The sequence below is a fragment of the Nocardioides seonyuensis genome (assembly GCF_004683965.1).
GTDB lineage: Bacteria > Actinomycetota > Actinomycetes > Propionibacteriales > Nocardioidaceae > Nocardioides > Nocardioides seonyuensis.
The window spans coordinates 2,563,733-2,581,666 of the sequence record NZ_CP038436.1; the positions used below are offsets into that span (position 1 = coordinate 2,563,733).

Here is a 17,934-nt window from a genome sequence, read left to right on the forward strand (position 1 = left end):
TCAGTCCCTCGAGAAGTGGGCGCGCAGTCGGCGCTGGCGGTGCTTGAAGAACAGGTCGACCACCCGTGCGAGCACCGCCGACAGACCCGGGACCGGCAGCCGTGGTTCGAGGACGACGCGGTCATGCACGCGCGTGCCACCGGGGACCGGCGTCAACGTCCGCTCGTGCTCCCAGCGGCTCATGCTCAGCATCGTGGACCGCTCCAGGAAGCGACGGCCCGGATCGATCTCGACGATGGTCAGGTCGTCGTAGTCGAACGGGACGACCCCGAGGAGCCGCAGCCAGGCGCGCCCGAGCGGTCGCCCGAGCGGGACTGTCTCGACCGTCAGTCCCCTCGCCGCGCGGGGCATCGTCATCGTCATCCAGGGCCGCATCTCGTGGTTGATCCCCTCGGGGTCGACCACTCGATCCCACACCGCTGCGGGCGGGCTCGGGACGTCGACATGGTTCTCGACAGTCCGGGCCCCCGTCACAGCCCGAGCATCCGGCCGATGATCTCCTTCTGGATCTCGGTGGTGCCGCCGTAGATCGTCTGGATGCGGGAGTCGGTGTAGGCCTTGGAGATGGGGTACTCCGACATGTAGCCGAAGCCGCCGTGCAGCTGGACCCCGGAGTTGACCGCCCGGAGCTGCAGCTCGGTGGTCCACCACTTCGCCATCGAGGCGATGGTCGTGTCAGCGGTGCCGGCGTTCAGGCGCATCACGCAGTCGTTGATGAAGACACGTGCGATGTGGGCCTCGGTGGCCATCTCGGCCAGCATGAAGCGGTTGTGCTGGAACTTGCCGATCGGCTTGCCGAACGCCTCCCGCTCCTTGGCGTAGGCCAGGCACATGTCCAGGACGCTCTCGACCGCGGCCACCGCGACGCAGGCGATGGAGATCCGCTCCTGGGGGAGGTTCTCCATCAGCGAGATGAAGCCCGAGCCCTCGGCGCCGAGCAGGTTCTCCTTCGGCACGTGGACGTCGGTGAAGGACAGCTCGGCGGTGTCCTGGGCGTGCAGACCCATCTTGTCCAGGTTGCGGCCGCGCTCGAAGCCCTCCATGCCACGCTCCACGACGAGCAGCGAGATGCCCTGGTAGCCGGCGTCGGGGTCGGTGCGGCAGACCACGACGACCAGGTCGGAGAGGATGCCGTTGCTGATGAACGTCTTCGAGCCGTTGAGCACGTAGTGGTCGCCCGCGTCCACGGCCGTCGTACGGATGCCCTGCAGGTCGGACCCTGCGCCGGGCTCGGTCATCGCGATCGCGCTGATGATCTCACCCGACACCAGTCCGGGCAGCCAGCGCTGCTTCTGCTCCTCGGTCCCGAGCGAGCTGATGTAGGGCACGATGACGTCGGTGTGGACCGTGAACCCCGGCCCGGAAGCCCCGACACGCGTGGCCTCCTCGGCGAGGACCATGTTGTAGCGGAAGTCCTTGATGCCGGCGCCGCCGTACTGCTCGTCGACGTCGAAGCAGAGCAGGCCGGCCTCCCCGGCCTTCGTCCAGACCTCGCGATCCACGACCCCGGCGGCCTCCCACTTCTCGTGGTGGGGGACGACCTCGCGCTCGTAGAAGGTGCGTGCGGTGGCACGGAAGTCCTCGTGCTCCTGCTCGAGGATGCTGGGGCGGTCAGGCACTGGCGGTGCTCCTGTTCATGTGTTCAGCCCTGTGGGTGTGGGCGTTGAGGTCGTCGAGCATGGAGAGGGGCCCGAGCTGAGTGAGGGTGTGCCCGCCCGGGTAGGTCGTGGCCTTGTGCAGCGCGGGCTCCTGGCGCGGGGCGGCGAACCGCATGGCCAGGGCGCGCAGGCGCAACCCGCGCTTCGCGGCGGAGGCGAGCCAGTCGGGCTGGCGGGGTAGGCCGAGCGCGGTGAGCAGCGGCTCGTCCATGAGCGCCAGCACCATGCGTCGTACGGCGGGACGCGCGGGCGCCGCCGTCGTCTGCCGCGCGATCTCGATCGACGCCTCGGCCAGCGCGGTGTTGGCCGGGTCGGGGGCGAAGTGCTCACGCTCGTAGTCGACGAGCAGCTGCAGGTAGCCGTCGTAGGTCGAGGGAAGCCCCTTGATCCCCATCAGCTCGCCGAACCGCGTCGTCACGCGGGTCATCGCGGCGACCTCCTTGGGGTCCAGCGGCCGCCAGCCGTAGGCCGAGATCCAGCGCACCGGACCGACGAGCGTCGTCGCCAGCACGTAGGCGAACTCGTGGTTCGGGATGTCGTAGTGGCCGTGGATCCGGTTGAGCCGGCGGACGGCGGCGTGGCCGCGCTCGGAGTCGATGCCCTCGATCGTGGACTCCTCGCCGATCAGGAGGGTGTCGTCGTAGCGCTTGATGCCGTGCTTCTCGAACTCGCCGGTCGCGTGGAGCAGCCGGCTGATCGAGGGGACGCCGTAGTCGCGCATGAACGCGATGCCGGTGCCCTGGAGGTAGTCCCACGGGAACTCGTGACGGGCGGTGAGGTTGACGATCTCGTCGTGGTCGACCTCCGGGTCCAGGGCCTGGATCCGGCGGAGGTTGTCGTAGCGACGGGGATGGGCCAGCGCAGGGCCCGGTCGTCTCACGAGACCCATTCCTTCACCTGCGCGATGGTCGCGGCAGGGTCTTCGGTGGCGGGGGTGAGGCCCAGGTTGGTGACGCCGGCCTCCCTGAAGGCGGCGAGCCGCTCCTTGACGTACGACGCCGGCCCGACGAGGTTGGCCGCCTCGAGCCAGTCGGTGGGGATGAGGGCCTCCGCCTCCTTCTTCTTGCCCGAGAGGTAGAGGTCCTGGATCTTGGCCGCCTCCTCCTCGTAGCCGTAGGCGACGGCGACGTCGTTGTAGAAGTTCTTGCCCTTCGCGCCCATCCCGCCGACGTAGAGCGCGAAGACCGGGCGTGCGAAGTCGAGAAGAGCCTTGGTCTCCGGCCCCTCTCCGATCGCGACCATGGCGTTGGCGTTGATCTCCAGGGGCGCCAGGTCGCCCGGTCGCTTGGCCTTGCCTGCCTCGAGGGAGTCGCCCCACACGAGGTGGGCCTTCTCGGGGTGGAACAGGTGGGGGATCCAGCCGTCGGCGATCTCGGCGGCCTGCTCGACGGACTTGGGGCCCAGGGCCGCGATGTAGATCGGGATCGAGTCGCGCTCGGGGCGGGTCAGCAGCTTCAGCGGCTTGCCCAGGCCGGTGACGGCGCCGTGCTCCTTGGTCAACGGGAGGTGGAACTGCCCGTCGGCGGTGAGCGGCTCGCGCTTGAGGCCGCGCCGGATGATGTCGATGACCTCGGCGGTGCGGGCCAGCGGCTTGGAGTAGGGGACGCCGTGGAAGCCCTCGATGACCTGGGGTCCGCTCGCGCCGAGGCCCAGGATCGCCCGGCCGCCGGAGACGTTGTCGAGTCCGGCGGCGGTCTGCAGCAGCGCACCGGGGGTGCGTGAGTAGATGTTGAGGATCGCCGACCCGATCTCGATGGTCTCGGTCTTGGCGGCGAGGTAGCCCATGAGCGTGGGGGAGTCGAACCCGTAGGCCTCCGCGACCCAGACCGTGTCGAGCCCCGCCTTCTCGAGCTCGCCGACCTGGTCGGCCGCCTCCCGGGGATTGCCGGCGTACATCAGGGGCATCGAGAGCTTCATGCCGCCAACTGTGACAGCAGTACTGTCACAATCGCAAGGAGGTGTCCGGAACGGACCGCGGGACGGTCCCGGCTCATGCCGGGACCGCCCCGCGGGCGCGTGAGTCTGGTCTGTGGGACCGAGCTCTGTGGGACTCAGTCAGGAGAGCGTGATCTTCATGGTGTTCTTGGGCCCGGAGAGCAGGGTGCTGATCACCTTCGTGGTGGCCCGGCCGCAGTCCTCGAACTTGGGCAGGGCGTAGCTCGAGCTGAACGTCGTCGAGCCGCCGATGTTGATCGGGCCGCGCAGGCTGGCGGTGGCAGGCGTCGCCGTGGTGCAGGATCCGCTCACGAGGTTGAGGGACGGAGCGAACACCGGACGGATCGCCACGACCTGGACGTCGAAGGACGCGCTGGCCTGGGCCTTGCTCCTGGCGAGGTCGACCGAGCCGGTGACGGGAGCGGCCTGGTGCAGCGCCACGCTCACGTCGGCGAGCGGGATCTGCCCGAGGTTCAGCGTCTTGCTCGCCGTCGGGAAGGTCAGGTCGCCGGTCATGGCGCCGGAGGCGCTGTCGATCTGGGCGACGAGGCTGCCGGTGGGAAGCGAGACCGTGGCCCCGACCTTCTTCAACGTGGTCGTGGTCGCGACGTCCCAGCTGAGGTCGAGGACCTCGGCCTGGGCCGGTGCGGCCGCGAACGGGACCGCGAGCGCGAGGCCGAGCGTCGAACCCGCGAGCGTGCGGACGAGCATGCGTGTGCTGATCATCGTGTGGTCCCTCCCCAGGGAAAAGCTTGTGGACCAGCACGGTCCCGCGTTTGTTACTGGCGAGTCAACCAACGCGCTCCCATGCTGAGACGAGCCTGGCCCCGGGACGCCGCAGGGCGTGCTCGACCGAGGTCGAGCACGCCCTGCGAGGTGAAGCGTGGGGCTGCGATCAAGACAGCTTGATCGTCATCTTGTTCTTGCCGCCGGCGAGCAGCGAGTTGATGACGCCCGAGGACTTCTTGCCGCACTTCTTGAAGCCCGGCATCTTGTAGGTCGACTCGAACGTCGACGTGCCACCGGGGTTGATCGGGCCGTTGAGGCTCGCGGTGACCGGCTTCTTCGTCGTGCACTTGCCGCTGACGAGGTTGATGGCCGGCGAGTGGACCGGACGGATCGCGACGATCCGCACCACGAAGCTCGCCTTGGCGCGGGCAGTGCCGGCCGTCAGGTCGACCTTGCCCTTGACGGGCGCTGCCTGGTCGAACGCGACGGTGACCTCCGCCAGGGGCAGGCGCGGCAGCGAGACCTTCTGGGTCGCCTTGGGCAGGGCCAGGGTCCCGGTCATCGCGCCGGTGGCCGTGTCGATCTGTGCGTCGAGCGTGCCGTTGGGGAGCTTGACGGTCTCGCCGAGCTTCTTCAACGTCGTGGTCGTCTTGACGGTCCAGCTCATGTCGACCACAGGGTCGGCAGAGGCGGGCGGCGCGGCACCGAGCGCAGCCGCCATGGTGAGTGTCACGGAGGCAGCCGCGGTGACGCGGGCCATGGTGCGAATGCTGAACAAGTTCCCTCCCGGGGAGTCAGGTGCTTCGTGGTGGCCAGATCCTGACAGAACTCGTGGGTAACACACGTGTACGACTCTCGTTCCGAGACGCCTGAGACGTGGATCACTCGTCGGTGACTGTTCGTCGGCACGACACCTCCTCGACGCGTCGAGGGCGCGCGACGGCCGGACCATCCGGACACCGAGACCCGGTGATCATCCAGTCCTTCGAGACGTCCAACCTGCGCGAGCTCGACTCGATGATCGACGTGCCGCTGGCCCAGCTGGTCGACGCTTCCGGCGGTCCCGCAGACCTGCCCGGTACGACGTACGCCTCGATGCTGACCCCCGCCGGCCTGGCGGAGGTCGCGACCTACGCCGACGGGCTCGGCGCCAACAAGTACGTGGTGATCCCGCGCGGAGCCACCACGCCGACCGCCGTCGTGGACGACGCCCACGCCGAGGGGCTGGTCGTGCACGTGTGGACGATGCGCCGGGAGAACCAGTTCATGGACGCGCGGTTCAGGCGCGGCACCGACCCGAACGCCCCCGGCGACCTCGCCGCGGAGGTCCGGGTCTTCCTGGACGCCGGTGTCGACGGGCTCTTCGCCGACCACCCCGACGTCGCGGTCCGGGCGCTGGCCAGCTGGCTGGACTGAACGGCAGGACCAGCTCAGGAGCCGGCGGCGGCGTTCCTGTCCCGACGCGAGGGCAGCAACGTCGCCGCCAGGCCGGCGGCACCCGCCGCGAGCCAGGGGATCGGCAGCAGCCAGCGGAAGTCGTCGCGATCGACGACGTCGAGCTGGTAGAGCCCCCACACCAGCAGCAGCCCGGCGAAGGCCACGGCCATCACCAGCTGGGTGATGTTGACCGGGTGTCGACCGCTGGTGCGCTCGGGCGCGTCCAGCGGGCCCACCATGGGCTGGTCGTAGTGCTCGGTCATCGTCTTTCCTCCACGGTCGTCATCGGTCTCGGAGTGGTCGGTCTCGGGGATGGTCACGGCCGGGGTCACGGCGTCCGGACGAGGATCTCGCCGAAGACCGCCTCGACGTCGATCGCCAGGTCGGGGGCCTCGGGTCCACCGTCGACGAAACCGGACAGCTTGACGTCGCCCCCGTCCTGACGCTGGTCGAAGACGCGCACCTCGCCGCCCAGGACGTTGGTCGTCACCGAGACGTCGACTCCCTCCGGGACGATCACCTCGACCCGACCGGCCACCACGTCGATGCTGATGTCGCGGCCGTCGAGGTTGTTGGGGTCCTCCACCTGCGACAGGTCGACGAGCATCTCGCCGGCCCCGAGGTCGTAGGCGTCCTGCACGGCCACCGCCGTGGTCGGCGTGTGGACCCGGATGTCGTCCGACATGTTGCCGCTCAGGCTCGTCAGCACGGTGGCCAGCGCCGCGACGATGCCGATGAGGACGAGGCCGCCGGCACGACCCCAGAAGGAGCCCAGCAGCAGCATGGCCGTGGTCACGGCCAGGGCGAGGGCGGGGTAGGCGCTGGGCACCACGTCGGCGCCGGCCAGGTCGACCACCCCGAGCAGGCCCTCGGCGAGCGCGATCAGCGCCAGGGTGAACCAGAACAGCACGGGGCCGCGGCGACGCGGGTTGCCCGGCCGGGGCGGGCGGGCGTAGACCGCCGGGTCGACAGACTGGCTCTCGGGCCAGGGCTGCTGCTCGACCCCGTCGTACGGCGTCAATGCCGACGACCCGCGGCTGACGAACCACAGCACCACCAGGGCCAGCACCGCGAAGGGCCAGGGGAACCAGAACGCGCCGGCCCAGTCGCCGATCGCGGCGAGGACGGCGAGGACGCCGGCTCCCATCAGCGCGAAGACGCGGCTGCGCTCGTCGAGGCCGAGGGGCTGGCCCTGGCTGCCCTCCTCGGGGACGAGGACCCAGGCGGCTGCGTAGAGCAGCAGGCCGGCCCCGCCGAAGAGCACGGCCACGACGAGCCCGACGCGGACGATGATCGGATCGATGTCGAGGTGGCGGGCGAGCCCGCCGGCGACTCCGGCGATCTGGCGGTCGTTCGTCGTACGACGCAGCCGGCCGACGTCCTTGACGTCGTCACGGGTGACACGAGGTCCGGTGTCAGCGGAGGGGTGGTCGCCCCGGGAGGTCTCTGAGTGCTGCGTCATGGCTCCACTGTGGTCGCTCGCGGCGGCGGCCACCATCGGGGAGAGCCCTGATCCTGGGCGAGGTGGGCCCTGGTCCGCTCAGGGTCGCCTCGGGGTCAGTCCTCATGGTGCGCGAGTGGGCGGCCTGAGACGATGGAGCCACGATGACGACCACCTCCCGACCGCCGACGGCGCCCCCCGGCCCGCTCGTGCCCCGGCGCGCCTTCCGCGACCTCTCCGAGCCGGTCGCCGGCGGGGTGGCCGGCGGCCTGGCGAGGCACCTCGCCCTCCCGGTGCTGTGGGTGCGGGTGTTCTTCGTGGCGGCCGCGCTGCTCGGTGGGTTCGGGATCATGCTGTACGCCGGGCTGTGGATCTTCCTTCCCGCCGACCGCGCCCTCGACGTCAGCGCCCCCGGCCTCGAGAGCGCGACCCGCGCCGGGAAGCGGCCCGGTCGTGGTCGCCGGGTCATCGACGCCGGCCCCGCGGTCGCCCTCGGCGCGCTGGCGTTCGGCATCGTGCTGGGCTTCGAGTCGCTGCTCGGGCAGGGGTTCCTGTTCTGGCCGGTCGTCCTCGGCGTTGCAGGCGTCGCACTGCTGTGGCGACAGGCCGACGAGACCCAGCGCGAGCGCTGGCTCGACACGACGGGCCGTATCGACCCGTTCGGCGCGGTCTTCGGCTCCGGCGGCTGGGCGTCCTACGCGCGGATCGTGCTGGGTGCCGGGCTCGTCATCGTCGGGCTCGGCCTCTTCGCGTTCCGCAACGGCCAGTTCCAGGTGGCCGGCGACATCGTCGTCGCCGGGTTGCTGGGGATCCTCGGCCTGGGACTCGTCGTGGGGCCGTGGGCGCTGCGGCTCGTCGACGACCTCGCGGCCGAGCGGGCCGAGCGGGTGCGCACCCAGGAGCGGGCCGACATGGCCGCCCACCTCCACGACTCCGTGCTGCAGACGCTGGCCCTGATCCAGAAGAACTCCCACGACTCCACGACCGTCGCGCGACTGGCGCGCTCCCAGGAGCGTGACCTTCGCCAGTGGCTCTTCTCGACCGACGAAGCAGATGCCACCACGGTCGCCGGCGAGCTGCGCGCCATGGCTGCCGCGGTCGAGACCGATCACCCGGTGCTGGTCGACGTCGTGACGGTGGGCGACTGCCCGCTCGACGAGCAGACCCGCCCCGTGGCCCTCGCCGCTCGCGAGGCCGTCGTCAACGCGGCCAAGCATGCCGGCGTGCCCCGCGTGGACGTCTACGCCGAGGTGAGCGACCGGTCGGTCGACGTCTTCGTGCGTGACCGTGGAGCGGGCTTCGTCCCCGAGGGGATCGCCGCCGACCGCCACGGCGTACGCAACTCGATCCTCGACAGGATGCACCGACACGGAGGCTCGGCCGAGGTGCGCTCCGCTCCCGGGGACGGCACAGAGGTCAGACTCCACATGCCGCTGGACCAGCGGCCCGCCCCGCAACAGGAGGAGAAGCCATGAACGCCACCATTCGCCCCGGTGGGCCGGTGAGACTCGTCCTGGTCGACGACCACGCGATGTTCCGGGCCGGTGTGCGCTCCGAGCTCACCGCCGCCGGGGCGGGCGTCGTCGACATCGTGGGGGAGGCCCCCGACGTCGACTCCGCCGTGGCAGTGATCCGCGAGCAGCGACCCGACGTCGTGCTCCTCGACGTGCACCTTCCCGGAGGCGGGGGCGTCGAGGTGATGCGCCGCCAGCCCTCGCCCGACACCTGCTACCTCGCGCTCTCGGTCTCCGACGCGGCCGAGGACGTCATCGGCACGATCCGCGGCGGCGCCAGGGGCTACGTCACCAAGACGATCACCGGTCCCGAGCTCGTCGACGCGGTCGGCCGGGTGGCCGACGGCGACGCCGTCTTCTCGCCGCGGCTCGCCGGCTTCGTGCTCGACGCGTTCGCCGGCTCGATCGACGTCGCGGCCGTCGACGAGGACCTCGACCGGCTCACCGAGAGGGAGCGGGAGGTGATGCGGCTGATCGCCCGCGGCTACGCCTACAAGGAGGTCGCCAAGGAGCTGTTCATCTCGGTGAAGACCGTCGAGACCCACATGTCCTCGACACTGCGCAAGCTGCAGCTCTCCTCGCGCCACGAGCTCACTCGCTGGGCCAACGACCGACGCCTGCTCTGACCTGGCCCGCGGACTGGTGCACCATGGCTGCATGACCGCCATCGAGCTCCACGACATCGTCAAGACCTTCGGTCGCGTCCGGGCGTTGGACGGCCTGGACCTCTCGGTCGAGACCGGCGAGGTGCACGGGTTCCTGGGACCCAACGGTGCCGGCAAGTCCACCACCATCCGGTTGCTCCTCGGCCTCCTCAAGGCCGATGCGGGCACCGCCACGATGCTGGGCGGCGACCCGTGGGCGCACGCGGCTGTGCTGCACCGCCGCATCGCCTACGTCCCCGGTGATGTCGCGCTGTGGCCCAACCTCACCGGTGGCGAGGTCATCGACGTGCTCGGCCGGATGCGCGGCGGCCTGGACGAGAGACGCCGGGCGGAGATGCTGGAGCGCTTCGAGCTCGACCCGAGCAGGAAGGCGCGGACCTACTCCAAGGGCAACCGCCAGAAGGTCGCACTCGTCGCCGCTCTCGCGCGCCGGGCCGAGCTCTACCTGCTGGACGAGCCGACCTCCGGCCTCGACCCGCTCATGGAGGCGGAGTTCCAGCGGTGCGTGCTCGAGCTGAAGCACGAGGGCGCCACGATCCTCCTCAGCTCGCACATCCTGGCCGAGGCCGAGGCGCTCGCCGACCGGATCAGCATCATCAGGGCGGGCCGAGTCGTGCAGAGCGGCACGTTGGCCGAGCTGCGACACCTGACCCGCACGACGGTGATCGCCGAGACGGCGCGCCCTGCCAGCGACATCGCGGCCGTTGCCGGGGTGCACAACCCCCAGTTCGTCGACGGACGAGTCACCTTCGACGTCGACTCCGACCACCTGGACGCAGCGGTTCAGGCTCTCGCCCCGCTCGGGGTGCGGTCCCTGGCCGCACATCCTCCGACGCTGGAGGAGCTCTTCCTGCGACAGTACGGCGAGGAGCTGACGCCGTGAGCTCGCCTCTCACCGGGACCGGTCTCCTCGTCCGGCTCATCCTGCGCCGTGACAGGGTGCGCCTGCCGCTCTGGTTGGTCGGGCTCGGCGGCATGATCGCCGCCAGCGCGCTGGCCGTCCCGCCGATCTACGACACCCCCGAGAAGATCGCGGGGTACGCCAGCGCGGTCGGCACCAGTCCGGTCAGCTACCTGATGTCCGGCCGCCAGGCCGCCATCGACACCATCGGCGGCATCGTGGCGAACGAGATCTCGCAGGTCGCGCAGCTCGGGATCTGCCTGCTGGTGATGTTCCTCGTCGTGCGCCACACCCGAGCAGAGGAGGAGACGGGCCGGGCGGAGCTGATCCGCTCCGCGGTGGTCGGCCGCCATGCGGCCACGCTCGCAGGGCTGCTGTACGGCGTCTGCGCCGCGCTGCTGATCGGGCTGATCACCACCGTGTCGATGCTCGCCGCGGGACTGGACGTCCTCGGCAGCGTGACGTACGGCGTCGGGTTGGGGCTGCTCGGCCTCTGCTACAGCGCGGTCAGCCTGGTCGCCGCGCAGCTCTCGACCTCCGCACGCGGGGCGCTCGGGCTGGCCGGAGCGGCCATCGCCATCGGCTACCTCGTCCGGGGCGTCGGAGCCATGCAGGACAACGCACTGGTCTGGCTCTCGCCCTTCGGCTGGGCTCAGCGGATGGACCCGTTCGGCGCCGAGCAGTGGTGGCCCGCCCTGCTGCTGCTGGCGCTGACCGCCGCGCTCCTGGGCGTGGCCGGCTGGCTCACCGTCCACCGTGACTTCGGCGGCGGCCTGCTGCAGGCCCGACCGGGCCAGCCGCGGGCAGGGCGCTTCCTGGGCACCCCCGTCGGGTTGTTCGTGCGCCAGCAACGGGGGCTGTTCCTCGGGTGGGCGATCGGCCTCACGGCGCTCGGACTCCTCTACGGCACCGTCATCCCGACCATCCCCGACCTGGTGGCCTCCAACCCCGACCTCGCCCAGGTCTTCGGAGCCAGTGCGGATGCCGAGCAGGCCCTCATCGACACCTTCCTCGCCTACATCTACCTGTTCATGGCCGTGATCTCGACCGGCTTCGCGGTGACGTCCGTGCTCAGGCTGCGCACCGAGGAGGAGTCCGGGCGGGCGGAGGCGGTCCTCGCCACCCCTGTCACCAGGACGTCCTGGGTCGGTTCAGCGGTCGCGGTGGCCGGCATCGGCACGCTGCTGCTCTCGTTGCTCATGGGCTTGGGGCTCGCAGTCGGCTACGGGCTGGGGATGGGTGAGTGGGACCAGGTCGCCGACCAGGTGGGTGCCCAGCTGAGCTACCTGCCGGCCGTGCTGCTGATGAGCGCTCTCGCTGTCGCGCTCGCCGGGCTGGTGCCGCGCTGGTCCATGCTGGCGTGGGGCGCCGTGGCGCTCGTGGCCGTCCAGGTCATCCTCGGCGAGACCTTGCGGCTGCCGGACCGGGTCGAGGCCGCCTCGCCCTTCTGGCACCTCTCACGCCTGCCGGTCGAGAGCCTCGCTGCTGGACCGGTGATCACCGAGCTGGCCCTGGCCGCGGCGCTGGTGCTGGCGGGGGTCTGGGGCTACCGCCACCGCGACATCGGCACGAGCTGAACGGCGCCGGAGCGGTCCCCCGAGGAGCGACCCTGGGGCCTCAGGCGTGGGCAGACGACCAGAACACCGCGACGGCGATGTTGGCGATCGTGAGCGCGAGCAGGCCGAAGTAGAGGCCGTCGGGGATGCGCGGCTTGCGAAGGTTGGCCATCACCAGGACCAGGATGATGAGCCCGATGGCGAACTTCACCCCGACCTTGGTGTGGTCGGGGCTCCCCAGCGACTCGAGCACGCCGACGAGCAGCAGCCCCGCCAGGAACGCCGTACCGGCGCCGTCGCGCATGAGGGAGGTGACCTTCTTCTCCGGGTCGCGCACCTGGACCAGCAGGCCACCGAGCAGGGCGGCGTAGCCGAGGATGTGAAGGAACAGCAGGACGAGCCGCAGGGTCTCCATGGCGTGGATCCTAGGGGCCCCTCTCCGGGAACCGCGACGTCGGTGGCGCCACGTAGGCTGGCGACAGCATGAGCACCACACAAGTGACCCCCGACTCCCGCCTCCTCGAGGGCCTCAACGACCCCCAGCGCGCCGCCGTGACCCATGCGGGGGCCCCGCTCCTGGTGGTCGCCGGAGCAGGGTCGGGCAAGACGCGGGTCCTCACCCGGCGGATCGCCTGGTTGATCGACGAGCGCAAGGCCCACCCGGGCTCCATCCTTGCCATCACCTTCACCAACAAGGCCGCGGCCGAGATGAAGGAGCGGGTGGAGGACCTCGTCGGCAAGCGCGCCCGGATCATGTGGGTCTCGACGTTCCACTCCGCCTGCGTGCGCATCCTCCGCAAGGAGATCGCGGGCCTGGACATCGGGGGAGGCGGCTTCAAGTCCAACTTCTCGATCTATGACGCCGCCGACTCCAAGCGGCTGATGACACTGGTGCTGCGCGACCTCGACCTCGACCCCAAGCGCTACCAGCCGAGTGCGGTCCTGCACTGGGTCTCCGACCACAAGAACGAGCTGCGTGATCCCGACGACGCCGTCAAGGACGCCAAGAACGGCTTCGAGGAGGCCTACGCATCGGCCTACGTGAACTACCAGCGCCGCCTCCGCGAGGCCAACGCGCTCGACTTCGACGACCTGATCATGACCACGGTCCAGATGTTCCAGGCCTTCCCCGACATCCGCGAGAACTACCGCCGGCGCTTCCGCCACGTCCTCGTCGACGAGTACCAGGACACCAACCACGCCCAGTACTCCCTGATCCACCAGCTCTGCGGCCAGTCGCTGGAGGAGCACGACGAGGCCCTCGCCGGCGGCGCCGAGCGGGTGCCGCCCAGCGAGCTGATGGTCGTGGGTGACGCCGACCAGTCGATCTACGCCTTCCGCGGCGCCGACATCCGCAACATCCTCGACTTCGAGCAGGACTTCCCCGACGCCAGGACGATCCTGCTCGAGCAGAACTACCGCTCGACCCAGACCATCCTCAACGCCGCAAACGCAGTCATCGGCAACAACCGCGGGCGCACGCCCAAGCGGCTGTGGTCCGACGCGGGCGACGGGGAACGCATCGTGGGCTTCGTGGCCGACGACGGCTACGACGAGGCCCGGTTCGTCAGCGAGGAGATCGACCGGCTCGTCGACGAGCACGGCCTGCGCCCTGCCGACGTCGCGGTCTTCTACCGCACCAACGCCCAGTCGCGCGCCTTCGAGGAGGTCTTCATCCGCACGGGCCAGCCCTACAAGGTGGTCGGTGGGGTGCGCTTCTACGAGCGGCGCGAGGTCCGCGACGCCCTGGCCTACCTGCGCGTGCTGGTGAACACCGCTGACGAGGTGTCCCTGCGACGCATCCTCAACACCCCCAAGCGCGGGATCGGCGAGCGGGCCGAGGCGTGCGTCGCCGCGCTGGCCGATCGCGAGCGGGTCACGTTCTGGGAGGCCCTGGTGCGCGCAGAGGAGGCTCCCGGGCTGGCGACGCGGAGCCTGAAGAACATCCAGGCGTTCGTCGGCATCATCCAGGAGCTCCAGTCGATGGTGGCTGCGGACGAGCGGCCCGACGTGATCCTCGAGTCCGTCCTCGAGCGCTCGGGCTACCTCGCCGAGCTCGAGGCGAGCGACGACCCCCAGGACGACACCAGGGTCGAGAACCTCGCCGAGCTGGTGGCCGTCGCCCGGGAGTTCGCCGAGGACCCGCAGCCGGGGCCGAGCGCCGACCCCGCTGAGGTGGAGGCCGGCACGGTGGCCGTCGGGCTCGGTGACTTCCTCGAGCGCGTCGCCCTGGTGGCCGACGCCGACCAGATCCCCGACTCGCCCGACGGCGACGACAGCGGTGTGGTCACCCTGATGACGCTCCACACGGCCAAGGGGCTGGAGTTCCCGGTCGTGTTCCTGACCGGCCTCGAGGATGGCGTGTTCCCGCACCAGCGCTCGCTCGGCGACCAGCCCGAGCTCGAGGAGGAGCGCCGCCTTGCCTACGTCGGCCTCACCCGGGCCCAGCAGCGCCTCCACGTGTCACGTGCGCTGGTTCGTTCCGCGTGGGGAGCTCCCGTCCACAACCCCGCGAGCCGGTTCCTCGACGAGCTCCCGGTCGACCTCGTCGACTGGCGCCGTACGGCATCGGCACAGACGCAGTGGGGTCGCCCCGACCTGTCCTCGGGTCAGGGAGCGCCACTCGGCAGCCCCACCGCGACCGGTCGCCGCAACTTCAGCTCAGCCGCGCTGCGGGCGGACGCGGCGGCGAAGGCCAAGCCGGCGCGCGAGATCCCCCAGCTCGACCCGGGCGACCGCGTCCTGCACGACTCGTTCGGGATGGGAACAGTCGTCTCGGTCGAAGGAGCCGCCGAGAAGGCCGTCGCCTCGATCGACTTCGGGTCCGAGGGCGTCAAGCGGCTGCTGCTGCGCTACGCGCCGGTGGAGAAGCTCTGAGCGGGGAGGCAGGGCCTCGGCTCAGGGGACGATCCCGTGCTCGACGAAGGCGTCGAAGGGGTTGACCGGGCCGCCGCCACCGGGACGGACCTCCAGGTGCAGGTGTGACCCGGTGACGTTGCCGGTGGTGCCGACGGTGCCGATGACGTCACCGCCGTTGACCCGCTCCCCGACCGAGACGTGGATCGAGGTCTGGTGGCAGAACCAGATCTCGGTCCCGTCGTCGAGGGTGAGCACGGTCTTGTTGCCGTAGGAGCCGTCGTAGCCCGTGGACGTGATCGTGCCGTTGGCCACGGCCATGATCGGGTCACCGCTGTCGCCGTTGAAGTCGAGACCGGTGTGGTAGCTGGCCCAGAGGCCGTACTCGCCGAAGGTGGCCGTCAGCGAGTAGGAGGACATCGGGAGAACCCACTTGTTCTCCTTGATCTTCGCCGCCTGCTTCTCCGCTGCCTGGCGGATCGCATCGAGGCGCGCCTGGTGAGCGGCGGCCTGCTTCTCGGCGAGAGCCACGAGCTCGGCATCGGCGGCCTCGTCGGCAGCCTCGCGGTGGGAGTCGCGGCTCACGACGGCTTCGCGTCGCGAGAGCGCCTCGGTGCCGGCGGCCGAGCTGATGGCTCCGGCTGCGCGCAGCACGCCGTCGGAGGTGCGCTGGCTGCCTGCGTCGGCCGCGGAGACCGCACCGCCGGCAGAGACGGCGAGCACGGCGACGCCTGCGATGAGTGGCGCCGACGGCAGGGCGCGGGGGATCAGGGTGCGCTGGGGTGTCGCGGCACGGCGCTTGCCTGCCACGGGTCCTGCAGCCGAGGTGCTGCGGCGCGAGCCGCGCTCCGCTCGGTGGTTGCCCATGAAGAAGTTACCAATCTGCCGGTTCGGGGGTGGGTCGGCTAGACCGAGCCCAGACTGTAACGGAAGGGTCACGGGATCACGCAACCCCCAGCGCCGACCAGTCTCGTGGAGTCCCGCTCGCGCGTCCGCGGAATGGCGAAAACTGGTCTGGACCACCTGGTGGGCCCCGCCCTGACTGTGACGCAGCCGACAGGTCTACTGTGCACGAGTTGCAAGAATGCTGTGCCAATCAGACTGAAGGGCTGGGTGGGTCGTGGACCTGATGGAGTTTCAGGCGAAGGAGCTCTTCGCCAAGCATGGAGTCGCAACCACGCTGGGCAAGACCGTCGAGACGGCTGACGCGGCCCGCGCCGCCGCCGAGGAGTTCGGCGGCGTCACCGTGGTCAAGGCCCAGGTGAAGGCCGGTGGTCGCGGCAAGGCCGGCGGCGTCAAGATCGCCAAGACGGCTGACGAGGCGTTCGAGCACGCCTCCAACATCTTGGGCATGGAGATCAAGGGCCTGACGGTCAACCGCGTCCTGGTCACCCCCGCCACACCCCCGGTCGAGGAGTACTACTTCTCCTTCCTGCTCGACCGCTCCAACCGCTCGCACCTGTGCATCGCCTCGGTCGAGGGCGGCGTCGAGATCGAGGAGGTCGCCAAGACCAACCCCGACGCGGTCAAGAAGATCCCGATCAACGCGCTCGAGGGCGTCACGCCCGAGAAGGCCGCCGCGATCGTCGACGAGGCGAAGTTCCCCGCCGAGCTGCGCGACCAGGCCATCGAGATGGTCCAGAAGCTCTGGAAGGTCTACGTCGAGGAGGACGCCACCCTCGTCGAGGTCAACCCGCTGGCCCGCCTCGAGGGGGACAAGCTCGAGGCGCTTGACGGCAAGGTCTCCCTCGACGACAACGCCTCCGAGGTGCGCCACCCCGAGCACGAGCAGTTCGAGATTCGCGAGGAGGCCGACGCGCTCGAGTCGAAGGCCAAGGACAAGGGCCTCAACTACGTCAAGCTCGACGGCCAGGTCGGCATCATCGGCAACGGCGCGGGCCTCGTGATGAGCACGCTCGACGTCGTGGCCTACGCCGGCGAGGCGCACGGCGGGGTCAAGCCCGCCAACTTCCTCGACATCGGCGGCGGCGCCAACGCGCAGGTCATGGCCGACGGCCTCGACGTCATCCTCGGCGACGAGCAGGTCAAGAGCGTCTTCGTCAACGTCTTCGGCGGCATCACCGCCTGCGACGAGGTCGCCAACGGCATCAAGGGTGCGCTGGAGATCCTGGGCGACAAGGAGAGCACGCCGCTCGTCGTACGCCTCGACGGCAACAACGTCGAGAAGGGTCGCGCGATCCTCGACGAGCTCAACCACCCGCTGGTCACCCAGGTCGACACGATGGACGGCGCGGCCGACAAGGCCGCTGAGCTGGCCCACGCCGCCGGCGCCTGATCGCCCGAGAGACGAGAGAAGAAGCAACAGACATGTCTATCTACTTGAACAAGGACAGCAAGATCATCGTCCAGGGCATGACGGGCGGCATGGGTGCCAAGCACACCACCCTCATGGTCGAGTCGGGCGCCAACATCGTGGGCGGCGTCAACGCCCGCAAGGCCGGCACCACCGTCGAGCTCGGCGGCAAGGAGCTGCCCGTCTACGGCACGGTCGAGGAGGCCATGAAGGAGACCGGCGCCGACGTCTCCGTGGCCTTCGTGCCCCCCGCCTTCACCAAGGACGCCTGCATCGAGGCCATCGACGCCGAGATCCCCCTGCTGGTGGTGATCACCGAGGGCGTGCCCGTCCTGGACACCGCCGAGGTCGTCGCCTACCTCGAGGGCAAGTCCACCCGGATGATCGGTCCCAACTGCCCGGGCATCATCACCCCGGAGGAGTCGCTGGCCGGCATCACGCCCCACACGATCGCGGGCAAGGGACCGGTCGGCCTCGTGTCGAAGTCCGGGACGCTGACCTACCAGATGATGTACGAGCTCAAGGACTACGGCTTCACCACCGCCATCGGCATCGGCGGTGACCCGATCATCGGCACCACCCACATCGACGCCCTCGAGGCCTTCGAGAACGACCCGGAGACCAAGGCGATCGTGATGATCGGCGAGATCGGCGGCGACGCCGAGGAGCGCGCGGCCGCCTACATCAAGGACCACGTCACCAAGCCCGTCGTCGGCTACGTCGCCGGGTTCACCGCCCCCGAGGGCAAGACGATGGGCCACGCCGGCGCCATCGTCTCGGGCTCCTCGGGCACCGCACAGGCCAAGAAGGAGGCCCTCGAGGCCGCCGGCGTCAAGGTCGGCAAGACGCCGTCGGAGACCGCCGAGCTCATGCGGGAGATCCTCAAGGGCCTCTGAGCCCCAATTCCGTACGACGGCCCGGTCGCCCG

At 70.1% G+C, this 17,934-nt stretch carries 18 protein-coding genes; 8 read left to right on the forward strand and 10 right to left on the reverse strand.

The genetic code is table 11. The features are described from left to right. The 6 genes from EXE58_RS12430 to EXE58_RS12455 all read right to left on the reverse strand — a co-directional run bounded on the left by EXE58_RS12430 (position 1) and on the right by EXE58_RS12455 (position 5,082). The gene (locus EXE58_RS12430) at positions 1-474 is read right to left on the reverse strand and encodes an SRPBCC family protein (protein ID WP_208543994.1); all 474 of its coding nucleotides are present in this window, start codon (positions 472-474) and stop codon (positions 1-3) included. After that, positions 471-1,619, reverse strand: coding sequence for an acyl-CoA dehydrogenase family protein (locus tag EXE58_RS12435; protein WP_135268187.1), 1,149 nt, complete (start codon positions 1,617-1,619; stop codon positions 471-473). The genes EXE58_RS12430 and EXE58_RS12435 overlap by 4 nt, the downstream gene beginning before the upstream one ends. Then, entirely contained in the window at positions 1,612-2,538 is a 927-nt protein-coding gene (locus EXE58_RS12440; protein WP_208543995.1) for an oxygenase MpaB family protein, read from the reverse strand. The genes EXE58_RS12435 and EXE58_RS12440 overlap by 8 nt, the downstream gene beginning before the upstream one ends. Then, positions 2,535-3,575 (reverse strand): LLM class F420-dependent oxidoreductase, encoded by a 1,041-nt coding sequence (locus tag EXE58_RS12445; protein ID WP_135268188.1) that lies wholly within the window; start codon positions 3,573-3,575, stop codon positions 2,535-2,537. Before EXE58_RS12445 ends, EXE58_RS12440 begins: the two co-directional genes overlap by 4 nt. Before the next feature lie 138 nt (positions 3,576-3,713). After that, positions 3,714-4,319: a hypothetical protein gene (locus EXE58_RS12450; protein WP_135268189.1), complete on the reverse strand. Its 606-nt coding sequence runs from the start codon at positions 4,317-4,319 to the stop codon at positions 3,714-3,716. A gap of 169 nt (positions 4,320-4,488) precedes the next feature. Then, on the reverse strand, positions 4,489-5,082 hold the full coding sequence (locus tag EXE58_RS12455; RefSeq protein ID WP_135268190.1) for a hypothetical protein: 594 nt from the start codon (positions 5,080-5,082) through the stop codon (positions 4,489-4,491). Between the two features lie 131 nt (positions 5,083-5,213). Here EXE58_RS12455 and EXE58_RS12460 point away from each other — a divergent pair, with 131 nt between their 5' ends. Beyond that, entirely contained in the window at positions 5,214-5,738 is a 525-nt protein-coding gene (locus tag EXE58_RS12460; RefSeq protein WP_279638246.1) for a glycerophosphodiester phosphodiesterase family protein, read from the forward strand. A 14-nt stretch (positions 5,739-5,752) separates the two neighbouring features. Here the strand turns inward: EXE58_RS12460 and EXE58_RS12465 are convergent, their stop codons facing one another. Together EXE58_RS12465 and EXE58_RS12470 are read right to left on the reverse strand one after the other, a co-directional pair. Next, complete coding sequence (locus tag EXE58_RS12465) at positions 5,753-6,079, reverse strand: hypothetical protein (protein ID WP_135268192.1); 327 nt, start codon at positions 6,077-6,079, stop codon at positions 5,753-5,755. Positions 6,080-6,087: 8 nt separating this feature from the next. Continuing rightward, positions 6,088-7,221: a PspC domain-containing protein gene (locus EXE58_RS12470; RefSeq protein WP_167288861.1), complete on the reverse strand. Its 1,134-nt coding sequence runs from the start codon at positions 7,219-7,221 to the stop codon at positions 6,088-6,090. Positions 7,222-7,364: 143 nt separating this feature from the next. Here EXE58_RS12470 and EXE58_RS12475 point away from each other — a divergent pair, with 143 nt between their 5' ends. From EXE58_RS12475 to EXE58_RS12490, 4 genes are read left to right on the forward strand one after another with little or no spacing between them, the layout of a single operon-like run. After that, positions 7,365-8,675, forward strand: a complete 1,311-nt coding sequence (locus EXE58_RS12475; protein WP_135268194.1) for an ATP-binding protein — start codon at positions 7,365-7,367, stop codon at positions 8,673-8,675. Next, positions 8,672-9,340, forward strand: coding sequence for a LuxR C-terminal-related transcriptional regulator (locus EXE58_RS12480; protein ID WP_135268195.1), 669 nt, complete (start codon positions 8,672-8,674; stop codon positions 9,338-9,340). Before EXE58_RS12475 ends, EXE58_RS12480 begins: the two co-directional genes overlap by 4 nt. Positions 9,341-9,371: 31 nt before the next feature. Beyond that, positions 9,372-10,262, forward strand: a complete 891-nt coding sequence (locus EXE58_RS12485; protein WP_135268196.1) for an ABC transporter ATP-binding protein — start codon at positions 9,372-9,374, stop codon at positions 10,260-10,262. Beyond that, entirely contained in the window at positions 10,259-11,857 is a 1,599-nt protein-coding gene (locus EXE58_RS12490) for an ABC transporter permease (protein WP_135268197.1), read from the forward strand. The genes EXE58_RS12485 and EXE58_RS12490 overlap by 4 nt, the downstream gene beginning before the upstream one ends. Positions 11,858-11,897: 40 nt before the next feature. On the opposite strand, the gene EXE58_RS12495 is transcribed toward EXE58_RS12490, so the two are convergent. Continuing rightward, a complete protein-coding gene (locus EXE58_RS12495; protein WP_135268198.1) occupies positions 11,898-12,251 on the reverse strand; it encodes a hypothetical protein in 354 nt (117 codons plus the stop codon). 68 nt (positions 12,252-12,319) lie between these two features. Here EXE58_RS12495 and pcrA point away from each other — a divergent pair, with 68 nt between their 5' ends. Next, positions 12,320-14,713: a DNA helicase PcrA gene (pcrA, locus tag EXE58_RS12500; protein ID WP_135268199.1), complete on the forward strand. Its 2,394-nt coding sequence runs from the start codon at positions 12,320-12,322 to the stop codon at positions 14,711-14,713. A gap of 21 nt (positions 14,714-14,734) precedes the next feature. Here pcrA and EXE58_RS12505 read toward each other — a convergent pair whose 3' ends face one another. Beyond that, complete coding sequence (locus EXE58_RS12505) at positions 14,735-15,559, reverse strand: M23 family metallopeptidase (protein ID WP_135268200.1); 825 nt, start codon at positions 15,557-15,559, stop codon at positions 14,735-14,737. A gap of 253 nt (positions 15,560-15,812) precedes the next feature. Between EXE58_RS12505 and sucC the strand changes: the two genes are divergently transcribed. Then, complete coding sequence (gene sucC, locus EXE58_RS12510; RefSeq protein ID WP_135268201.1) at positions 15,813-16,988, forward strand: ADP-forming succinate--CoA ligase subunit beta; 1,176 nt, start codon at positions 15,813-15,815, stop codon at positions 16,986-16,988. Positions 16,989-17,020: 32 nt separating this feature from the next. Beyond that, positions 17,021-17,902, forward strand: a complete 882-nt coding sequence (gene sucD / locus EXE58_RS12515) for a succinate--CoA ligase subunit alpha (RefSeq protein ID WP_135268202.1) — start codon at positions 17,021-17,023, stop codon at positions 17,900-17,902. Positions 17,903-17,934 lie beyond the last annotated feature (32 nt).